Source organism: Cryobacterium sp. TS_SC_7, from assembly GCF_056156285.1.
Window position 1 is genome coordinate 159,443 of record NZ_CM149589.1, and the last position, 10,012, is coordinate 169,454.

General features: G+C 69.0%; 7 protein-coding genes. 3 read left to right on the top strand and 4 right to left on the bottom strand.

All coding sequences use genetic code 11. The annotated features are described in order from the left end of the window. The first annotated feature begins 213 nt into the window (after positions 1-213). Positions 214-1,722 (top strand): variant leucine-rich repeat-containing protein, encoded by a 1,509-nt coding sequence (locus AC0J5J_RS00715; RefSeq protein WP_474898977.1) that lies wholly within the window; start codon positions 214-216, stop codon positions 1,720-1,722. Positions 1,723-1,867: 145 nt separating this feature from the next. Here AC0J5J_RS00715 and AC0J5J_RS00720 read toward each other — a convergent pair whose 3' ends face one another. Then, complete coding sequence (locus AC0J5J_RS00720; RefSeq protein WP_474898979.1) at positions 1,868-3,448, bottom strand: cellulose binding domain-containing protein; 1,581 nt, start codon at positions 3,446-3,448, stop codon at positions 1,868-1,870. Positions 3,449-3,603: 155 nt separating this feature from the next. On the opposite strand from AC0J5J_RS00720, the gene AC0J5J_RS00725 reads away from it, so the two are divergent. Next, complete coding sequence (locus tag AC0J5J_RS00725) at positions 3,604-3,954, top strand: MmcQ/YjbR family DNA-binding protein (RefSeq protein WP_134422512.1); 351 nt, start codon at positions 3,604-3,606, stop codon at positions 3,952-3,954. Here the strand turns inward: AC0J5J_RS00725 and AC0J5J_RS00730 are convergent. Further along, complete coding sequence (locus tag AC0J5J_RS00730) at positions 3,951-4,583, bottom strand: histidine phosphatase family protein (RefSeq protein ID WP_134422514.1); 633 nt, start codon at positions 4,581-4,583, stop codon at positions 3,951-3,953. The two genes, AC0J5J_RS00725 and AC0J5J_RS00730, sit on opposite strands and share 4 nt — an antisense overlap. Before the next feature lie 38 nt (positions 4,584-4,621). Further along, on the bottom strand, positions 4,622-7,174 hold the full coding sequence (locus AC0J5J_RS00735; RefSeq protein WP_474898981.1) for a cation-translocating P-type ATPase: 2,553 nt from the start codon (positions 7,172-7,174) through the stop codon (positions 4,622-4,624). 111 nt (positions 7,175-7,285) lie between these two features. Here AC0J5J_RS00735 and AC0J5J_RS00740 point away from each other — a divergent pair, with 111 nt between their 5' ends. Next, the gene (locus tag AC0J5J_RS00740; RefSeq protein ID WP_134422518.1) at positions 7,286-7,612 is read left to right on the top strand and encodes an antibiotic biosynthesis monooxygenase family protein; all 327 of its coding nucleotides are present in this window, start codon (positions 7,286-7,288) and stop codon (positions 7,610-7,612) included. A 113-nt stretch (positions 7,613-7,725) separates the two neighbouring features. Here the strand turns inward: AC0J5J_RS00740 and pflB are convergent, their stop codons facing one another. After that, positions 7,726-9,990, bottom strand: a complete 2,265-nt coding sequence (pflB, locus tag AC0J5J_RS00745; protein ID WP_474898982.1) for a formate C-acetyltransferase — start codon at positions 9,988-9,990, stop codon at positions 7,726-7,728. Positions 9,991-10,012: the final 22 nt, after the last annotated feature.

Here is a 10,012-nt window from a genome sequence, read left to right on the forward strand (position 1 = left end):
CAATTCGGGTCGGGGGACACGCGGTGAGTCGTCATTCCTCTGCGCCCCGATCCTGTCCGGCTGGTCCTCTGCGTGGCCACTCGGTGCCGGCGTTTCGCCCGCCTGTGGGCCGGCGGAGTGCCGATCGCGCGCCCGCGGCCCCGATCGGCGAACGCTCAGCACGATGACCTGCCTGAAACCGAGAACCACGACTCTACGAAAAGAGCGCACACCGTGAGCGACATCGACAATCCGATCCGCGAGGCGGCCGACCCGCAGACTCCCCAGGCGCGCCTGGCGGAGATTGCGGCGGCCCATCCCGAGCTGCATCCCGTGATCGCCACGAACCCGGCCTGCTATCCAGGCCTGCTGGACTGGATGCGCGCAAGCGGCACGCTCACGGATGCCCCCACGGATGTCTCGGTTCCCGCCGACCAGGTTCCCGCCGACCAGGTTCCCGCGGCCACCCCCGCGCGGCGCAAGCGGGGCCTGATCATCGGCGGCTCGATCGCCCTCGTGGCGGTCCTCGTCGGCGGCGCCGGCATCTGGGCCTACGGGGCCGTCTTCTCCAAGCTGGGCGGCGCCGCGACGCCGGAGGCCGCCGTGGAGCAGCTGCTCACCGGTGCGGCCGACCTGGACCCCATCGCCGTCTACGGCGCCCTGTCGCCCGCAGAGATCGAATCCCTCAAGGCCCCGCTGGAACGCCTCGGCAACGTGAAGCTCGATGCGGATGCCGATGACGACACCGACTACAAGGCCCTGACCGAAGAGCTGATCGCGGAGATCACCATCTCTGTCACGGACCTGGAATTCAGCGTCGAGGAGATCGCCGACGGCGTGGCCGCGGTCAGCGTCGAGAGCGGCGAGCTGAAGATGGACGGCGACCCCGAGACCATCGCCGGACTCTACGTCGACCTGGTTCGCCCCCAGCTGACGGCCCAGCTGACCGACTACGGCTACTCCAAGTCCGAGATCAAGCAGGAACTGGCCGACGCCAGGGACAGCGCCGAGGACGAGCTGACGGACTTCCTGCCCTACTCCCTCACGGCCGGCGAAATGGCCGACGATCTGGGCCGGGACCCGAGCATCGTGGCCGTTGAGGAAGACGGCGACTGGTTCGTGAGTCCCCTGCTGACCCTCGGCGAAACCCTCTACCAGACCCAGAGCGAGTCCGACTCGTCGGTCACCCGCGGCAGCCTGATCGCCCCGAGCGACGCCGACTCCTTCGCCACGCCGGAAGAGGCCGCCGAGGGCTTCGCCGAGGCCATCGCCGCCTACGTGGGCGACGGTGAGGCCAGCGGGCTCGCCGCAGCCCTGCCCCTCCCCGAACGCCGTCTGATGAGCCTCTACGGAGACCTGTTCGAGTACGACGGCTACGGCTCGCTCACCCTGGCCGAGTTCTCGGTCACCAGCAAGACCGACGGAGACCGGGCCCGGATGATGATCGACGAGGCCATCTTCGAGGGCGACGGCAGCTACCTCCCCGATTCGATCGAGATCGCCGGCGTCTGCGGCACGATCAGCGCCGCCTCCTCGTCCAGCCAGACCGGTTGCCTCGACGAGATCCCCGGCCTCGACGAGCTCGGTGTCGCGGACATGCGCGTCATCGCCGTGCGCGAGGGCGACGGATGGTTCGTCAGCCCGCTCGAGACCCTCTTCGACGCCACCGCGATCGCCGTCGACAACGCTGCCCGCCTGAGCGACGAGGGCAAGCTGACCGACATCTTCGCCTCGGCGGAGTGACCCGGCGCTGACCCGGCGCTCAGCGTAGGAAACAGCTCAGCGCAGGAAACAGCTCAGCGCAGGAAACAGCTCAGCGAACGAAACAACGGATGCACCCGCCCAGCCGGGCAGGTGCATCCGTTGTTTGCGTTCCGGAGTGACCGGGCTACGAGGTCGCGGCCACGAACGCCCGGGAGTACGACCACTTCGGGCTGCTCACCCCGGAGCACATGTAGGCGGGGATGCCTCCGGTGCAGGGCTGGTCCCGGGTCATTTCCCACCAGCCGACGTAGTTCAGCGCGTTCGCCTTGGCGAAGGCGCTGACCTTGTTCGTGTCGGCGAGCGTGAAGATCTCACCGGTGTCGTTCAGCCCGATCATCGGCGTGATGCCGATCATGGACAGGCGCTGGACGTTGCTCAGGCCGGCGTACGCCGGGAGCTCGCCCAGCTGCTTCGCGGTGGAGTTGGCCGCGCTGATCGCCGCCGTGCCCATGTCCACCGTGCCGTCGCCGTAGTCCATGGCCATGACGTTGACGGCGGAGAGCTTCACCCCGGCCTCGGCGAACTCCTTGATCGTGCGTTGACCGCTCGCGACCAGGCCGTAGGGCATCACCGGAAGGGTCAGGGACACCTGCAGAGGGCGACCTGCTGCTGCCCGCTGCTTCTGAAGCTCGACGATCGCGACCACGCGACGCTTGTTGGCGGCCGGGTCGCTCACGTCGGACCCTTCGATATCGAAGTCGATCCGGTCGACGTTGTACCGATTGATGACCTTCGTGTACGCGGCGAGGAGAGCGGCCGGGTCGGTGCAGACCCGGGCGAGCTCGTTGTTCGCCATCCCGCCGAACGAGACGACGAACGTGCCGCCGCCGTTCTGGAACGTCGAAATCGATCCCACGAAGTCCTGGGTGCCGCCCACGGTGTAGGCGGTGTAGCCGGCCCAGGTCGGGCTGCAGTTGCTGGTGCGGTCGGCGACGATGAACGCCCCCGTGACGGCCTTGACTCCGGTGGCCGTGGCGAAGGCGGAGAGGTCAGCGCTCGGCCACAGGCCCATGTCCACATAGGGGGCGACGAGCAGGCTGCCCGCCGGTGTCGGCGTGGGAGTCGTGGTGGGAGTGGGTGTCGGTGTTGACGTCGGCGTGGGTGTGGGTGTGGGTGTCGGCGTCGGTGTTGACGTCGGAGTGGGTGTCGGCGTCGGTGTGACCGTCGGCGAGGGTGACGGAGACGGCACCGGGGTGGTCGTCGGTGTCGGCACCGGTGTCGGCGTCGGCGTCGGCGTCGGAACAGTCGACCCGGCCCCGTTCACGGAACACGGGATCGACGCGGCACCGGCCGGAAGGCCGATCACGGCGCAGGCGGTGGGGTACAGCGGAGCGGTGCCCACCTTGTACGACGTGAGGCCGAACGAGGTGGCGGCGCCGGGGGCGAGCTTCGATGCCCAGGTCGGCGCCTTCACGGCGAATCCGCCGCTCGACGCCTGCAGCGTCCCGTTCCACAGCGTGTTCACCTTGTTTCCGTAGGTGAAGGAGATCTGCCACGGCTGGAGCGCCGTCGTCGACGCGTTCTTCACCCCCACCTCCGATTGGAACCCGGTCGTCCACACGTTCGTGTTCTTCCAGTTCACCTCGACCCCGGACACGGCCGCCGCCGCGGGAAGCGCGGTGGCCCCCAGACCGAGTATGAGCAGAGCGGATGTGCTGATCGCGATCGCCAGCGGTCGCAGCCGCCGGGAGGTGGAAACTGTCACTCTGTGTCCTCGTATCCTTGTCGTGAATGCGGTGGAGTGGCCGGGGCCGTCACACATCAGCGGGAGCTGAACTCCAGTCACGACTATCGTCCGGAGAAGACCTCACGTTAGGCAGCGACCTGGGTTTTCGGCTCCGTCGACGTAGTGTCGTAACCATGACCCCCGATGACCTCGTCGACTTCTGTCTGAGCCTTCCGCAGGCGATCGAAACGTTCCCCTTCGGTGAGGAGACGAGCGTGTTCAAGACCAGCGGAAACGGCAAGATCTTCGCCCTCAGCGCCCTCGCCGCAGAGCCCCTCGCGGTCTCGCTCAAATGCGACCCCGAGGAGGGCAGGGCCCTGCGCGAGGAGCTCCCGGAGCAGATCACTCCGGGCTACCACCTCAACAAGAAGCACTGGATCACGATCGTGCCGGGCGGGCCGGTCGACGACGACCTGGTGAGGCAGCTGCTGCGGGACAGCCATGCCCTGGTGCGCCCCAAGGTGCCGCGGGCCCCCGAGTCCTAACCGGCCAGAAGCTGCGGCCCGCCCGGTGAGCCCACGCTGAGTCCCGCCCACGACACGAGGGTCCAGCCCCCGGCGGGGGAGCCGGACAGTTCGACGACTCCCGTGTTCTCGAGGTCGGTCGTGCCCGCGAACATGGGGGACACATTGTTGGCGCGGGCGGCGGTCCACACCCGGATCGCAGCACCGTGGCTGAACACCGCCGCCGTGTCGGCGCCGGCGGCCGCAGACGCGATATCGGCGTCGAACCGGGTGAAGAAGCTGTTGCCGTCCAGGCCGCCGGGCATCCGGGTGTCGAGGTCCCCGGTCACCCAGGCCAGCACGGTCTCGAAATAGCTATGAATGGATGCCCGGTCGCTCCTGCCTTCGAGGTCGCCCGCTTCGATCTCGTGCAGCCCGGTGCCCACCTGCACGTCGAGCCGCCGGTCCGCCGCCAGAGGCCGGGCGGTCAGCTGGGTGCGCACGAGCGTCGACGCGAAGATGGCGTCGATGGGCTCGGTGCGCAACGCCTCCGGGATGACCGAGGCCTGCCGTGATCCGAGCGCGGTCAGACCGGGGCCCGGGTGCGCGGTGTCGAGCTGGCCGAGAACGTTGGCGGGCGTCTGCCCGTGGCGGATCAGAAAGAGTCGCATGGTTCACTCAGCATAGGCATCGGGGCTGGGTGGGAGACTCAGCGCGACCGGCGCATCCGCCATTTGAAGGCCGCGTCGGCCAGAATCAGCAGCACGGCCGCGAGAAGCGGGAAGATCCAGGCCAGCGCGGGCGGCCACGCGCCGCCGAGCAGGCCGCTCACGAAGGGGACGCCCAGGAAGACGGCCAGCAACGCCAGCTGCGCGGCAACGGATACGACGAGCGCCCGATTGCCCATCAGCGGCAGCCGCCAGGCCGGCACGGACTGGCTGCGGCACGCGAAGGCGTTCGCCATCTGGGCCACGGTGATGGTCGCGAAGGCGGTGCCGGACGCACCGGCCAGCAGGTCGGGGGCAACCGGTTCACCCCAGCCCCAGCCGCCCGCGAGCAGGACCGCGGCGAACCCGGCCAGCGTGACCACCGCCTCGACCGGACCGAGAACGCCGAAGGCCCGCCAGAGCAGCAGTCGGTCGATCAGCGCGCGCGTTTTCGCCCGACCCTGCATCACCCGCTTGCTCGGCGGCTCCACGCCGAGCGCCAGGGCAGGCAGCATGTCCGTGCCGATGTCCAGCGCCAGCACCTGCAGCACCCCGATCGCCAGCGGGAACTGGCCGCCGGTCAGCGCCCAGGCCGCGAACGGCGCCAGCTCGGCCACATTGTCGGTGAGGTGATAGGTGAGAAACCGGCGCGCGTTCGCGAAGGTCGCCCGGCCCAGGCGCACCGCCGTCACAATGGTGCCGAAATGGTCGTCGAGCAGCACCAGGTCGGCGGCCTCCCGCGCCACATCGCTGCCGCTCAGGCCCATCGCGATCCCGACATCCGCCTCCCGCAGGGCCGGAGCATCGTTGACGCCGTCGCCGGTCATCGCCACCACATGCCCGCGCGCCCGCAGCACCCGGGTGATCCGTAGCTTGTCGGCGGGCGTCACCCGGGCGACGACGGCGCCGGCCGGGTGGTCCAGCAGCTCACCGAGCTCGTCGTCGGAGGCCGGGAGACCGGCCCCCAGCACCACGCCTCCCGGGCGCAGCAGGCCGACCTCGCGGGCGATGGCCTCGGCCGTGTTCGGGTGGTCGCCGGTGACCATGACCACCCGGATGTCCGCGTCGAAGCAATCCTGCAGCGCCTGGTGCACGTCGGGGCGGGGTGGGTCCTCCAGCCCGAGCAGTCCGAGCAGCTCCAGCCCCGTTTCGACCAGCCCCGTTCGAGTGCTCGCGTCACCTGGCCCCTCCGCCCAGTCCCGGCCGGCGACCGCCAGCACCCGACGGCCGAGGGCCGTCATCCGTTTCAGTTCCTCGTGCGCCTCGTCGGACACCGCCAGGCAGCGCTGGAAAACGCTCTCGGGGGCGCCGAGGGCCGTGACGCGGCCGTCCTCGATGGCCGAGCTCATCATCCGTTCGGCCGTGTAGGGCAGGCGGGTGGCGACCTCGCCCGGGTCGTCGGTCCAGCCGCTGCGCGTGGCGAGGCAGGCGATGGCGGCGTCCAGGGGTGCACCCTCGGCCTGCCACCGCCCGTCGTGCAGCACGGCCCGGCCGGTGACGCAGCGCACGGCGGATGCCGCCACCCGGGGAACGAGTCGCTGCGCCGCGGCCGATCCCTCGAACACCGCCGCGGGCTCGTAGCCGGAACCCTGCACCCTCACCGTTCCGCCGGGCGTCCACACCTCGACCACGGACATCCGGTTCTGGGTCAGAGTCCCGGTCTTGTCGGTGCAGATGAAGGTGGTCGCGCCCAGCGTCTCCACGGCGTCCAGGCGGCGCACCAGCGCATGCTGCTTCGCCATCGACTGGGCGCCGCGCGCCAGCGACAGCGTCACGGTCGGCAGGAGCCCTTCGGGCACCAGAGCCACGGCCACTCCGACCGCGAACAGGAACGCGTCCACGGGGCGCAGCCCGATCAGCACCCCGGCCACACCCAGCCCGATGCCCGTCGACACCGCGATCACGGCCACCGTCCTGACCACCTTGCGCAGTTCCCGGGTCAGCGGGCTGGGCGGTCGCTTCGCCGAGCGGGCCAGCTCGGCGATCGCGGCCAGAGTCGTCGCGGAACCGGTCTCGACCACCCGGGCCTGCGCCTCACCCTGCACCACGAACGTGCCAGCGCGTAGCCGGTCTCCCTCACCGCGTCGCACCGGCTCGCTCTCCCCGGTCAGCATCGACTCGTCCGCGGCCAGCGCCTCCGCGTCGAGCACCTCCATGTCGGCGGCGATCCGGTCACCGGAGCGCAGCAGCACCAGGTCCCCGCGCACAAGGTCGCGGGCGTCGACCGTGCGTACGCTGCCGCCCCGCCAGACGCGGGTGTCACTCGGCAGCAGGGTGCGGAGCCGTTCGGAGGAACGGTCGGCCCGGTAGTCCTGGGCGAACGCGAAGACCGCGTTGAACACGATCACGACGACGATGGCAATGGCCAGGGCCGGTGTCCCGGCCAGCAGGGCCAGCCCGCTCGCCGCCCAGAGCAGCACCGCGAGCAGATGCGTGAACTGGCGGGCGAGGGCCCGCAGGGGCGAGGCTCTCGCCAGCCGGGGGAGAGAATTCGGTCCGTCCTGGGCGAGTCGGGCCGCGGCTTCCTCGGCGGTCAACCCTCCCAGCTGCGCCATATGCGATCACCTCGACACGGAAACTACACCTGCCGGGCAGTGGACCGGGCTCGCAGCCGGCAGTGACAGCATGGAACAGAAGTCAACGCATCCAGGAGAGGGACAAACCCCATGACGATCATCAAAATCAACGCCATCACCGTGCCCGGCGACAACGGCGACGAGCTGGCCCGCCGCTTCGCCGCCCGCGCCGGCGCGGTCGACGACCGGCCGGGCTTCGAGGGCTTCGAGCTGCTCAAGCCCACCGACGACCGCAGCACCTGGCTGGTCGTCACCCGCTGGGCCGACGAGGAGTCCTTCCAGGCCTGGCTGACCTCGCCGTCCTTCGCCCAGGGCCACCGCGGCGACGCCCCCACGGAGGGCGACGCCCCCGCTCGACCCGTGGGTATCAGCAGCGAGCTGTGGTCCTATGAGATCGCAGGCGGTTCGCAGGCCTGACCGGCACGCCCACGACGCCCCCGGCCACGGCGCGTTGAGCGGGATGCGCCGGGTCGGAGGCGTGGTGTCTGCCGGTCATTGCTGGTCATGGCTGGCCGGTCATTGCTGGCCGGTCACTGCTGGTGGAACGTGCGGCTGATCACATCCATCTGCTGCTCGCGGGTGAGTCGTACGAAGTTCACCGCGTAGCCGGACACGCGGATCGTCAGCTGCGGGTAGTTCTCCGGGTGCTCCATGGCGTCCTCGAGGGTGTCCCGATTGAGCACGTTCACGTTGATGTGGTACCCGGTGGCCGACGTGTACGCGTCGATCAGCCCGACCAGACTCGTGATCTGCTCGTCCCGGGTGTGGCCGAGACCACTGGGCACGACCGTGCTGGTCAGCGAGATGCCGTCCTGCGCGTCGCTGAACGGGAGCTTGGAGACGCTGAGCGCGGAGGCGAGGATCCCGTGCGTGTCACGAGCGTTCATCGGGTTGGCGCCGGGGGCGAACGGCTCGCCGGCGCGGCGACCATCGGGTGTGTTGCCGGTGGCTTTGCCGTAGACCACGTTGGACGTGATCGTCAGGATCGACTGGGTGGGGATGGCGTCGCGGTAGGTCGGGTGGCTGCGGATCATGTTCATGAACCGCTCGACGATGTCCACCGCGATGGAGTCGACCCGGTCGTCATCGTTGCCGAAGAGGGGGAACTCGCCCTCGACGTCGTAGTCCACGACCAGGCCCCTCTCGTCGCGCACCGGGCGGACCGTGGCGTACTTGATGGCCGACAGGGAGTCGGCGACCACGCTGAGGCCGGCGATGCCGCACGCCATGGTGCGGATGATGTCCTTGTCGTGCAGCGCCATTTCGAGACGCTCGTAGGCGTACTTGTCGTGCATGTAGTGGATGCAGTTCAGCGCGTTGATATAGGTCTCGGCGAGCCATTCGAGCGTCTCCAGGTAGGCCGGGAAGACGGTGTCGTAGGAGAGCACCTCGTCGGCGTTCGGCACGGTCTCCGGGGCGACCTGCTTGCCCGACATCTCGTCCCTGCCGCCGTTGATCGAGTACAGCAGTGCCTTGACGGCGTTGACGCGGGCGCCGAAGAACTGCATCTGCTTGCCCACGCGCATCGGCGAGACACAGCAGGCGATCGCGACGTCGTCACCCATCGCGGCCCGGAGGATCTCGTCCGACTCGAACTGGATCGCCGAGGTATCGATGGAGACCTGGGCGCAGAAACGCTTGAAGCCGTCCGGCAATGACTGGCTCCACAGCACGGTCAGGTTCGGCTCGGGGGCCGCGCCGATGTTGTACAGCGTCTGCAGGAACCGGAACGTGGTCTTGGTGACGAGCGGACGGCCGTCGTTTCCGACCCCGCCCAGCGACTCGGTCACCCAGGTCGGGTCACCGGCGAAGATCTCGTCGTATTCCGGGGTGCGCAGGAAGCGCACGATCCGCAGTTTGATCACGAGGTCGTCGATGAGCTCCTGGGCGGTTTCCTCGGTCAGTACTCCGGCGGCCAGGTCGCGCTCCATGTACGCGTCGAGGAACGCCGCGTTCCGGCCGAACGACATGGCTGCGCCGTTCTGCTCCTTGACCGCACCGAGGTAGGCGAAATACAGCCACTGCACGGCCTCCTTCGCCGTGACGGCCGGCTTCGAAATGTCGAAACCATAGCTTGCAGCCATCTGGACGAGTTCCTTCAGAGCCCGGATCTGCTCGGAGTTCTCCTCGCGGGCGCGGATGACGTCCTCGGTCGAGGGCTCCATGTCGAACTCGGCCCGGTCGTTCTTCTTGGCCGCGATCAGGGCGTCAACGCCGTACAACGGCACCCGGCGGTAGTCGCCGATGATCCGGCCACGGCCGTACGCATCCGGCAGACCCGTGATCAGGTGGCTGTTGCGCGCACGGCGCACCGCCGGCGGGTAGACGTCGAAGACGGCGGTGTTGTGCGTCTTGCGGTAGTCCGTGAAGATCTTCTCCAACTCGGGCGAGACGGGGTAGCCGTAGGTTTCGAGCGAGGTGGCGACCATGCGCCAGCCACCGAAGGGCATGATCGCCCGCTTGAGCGGGGCATCCGTCTGCAGGCCGACGATGACCTCGTTGGGCCGGTCGATGTAACCGGGGGCGTGAGCGGTGATGGAGGCCGGCGTGGTCGCATCGACGTCGTAGACGCCCTTGCGGCGTTCCTCGGGGAACATCGCGGATAGCCTGTCCCAGATCCCCGTCGTGCGGTCGGTGGGTCCGGCGAGGAAGCTCGCGTCGCCCAGATACGGTGTGTAATTGCGCTGGATGAAATCGCGCAGATCGATCGAATCCTGCCAGGGGCCGGAAACGAAATCCGGTCGGACAGGCTGGGGCCCGCCCTCGGTGTTGCTGACGTCCTCTGTAGTGGTCATCTGGAATACTCTCCTTTCTGCC

Bases quoted from the DNA above. Each gene is read 5' to 3' on its own strand.
- AC0J5J_RS00725 (WP_134422512.1), top strand. From the start codon at position 3,604: ATGACCCCCGATGACCTCGTCGACTTCTGTCTGAGCCTTCCGCAGGCG.
- AC0J5J_RS00735 (WP_474898981.1), bottom strand. From the start codon at position 7,174: ATGGCGCAGCTGGGAGGGTTGACCGCCGAGGAAGCCGCGGCCCGACTC.
- pflB (WP_474898982.1), bottom strand. From the start codon at position 9,990: ATGACCACTACAGAGGACGTCAGCAACACCGAGGGCGGGCCCCAGCCT.
- AC0J5J_RS00730 (WP_134422514.1), bottom strand. From the start codon at position 4,583: ATGCGACTCTTTCTGATCCGCCACGGGCAGACGCCCGCCAACGTTCTC.
- AC0J5J_RS00740 (WP_134422518.1), top strand. From the start codon at position 7,286: ATGACGATCATCAAAATCAACGCCATCACCGTGCCCGGCGACAACGGC.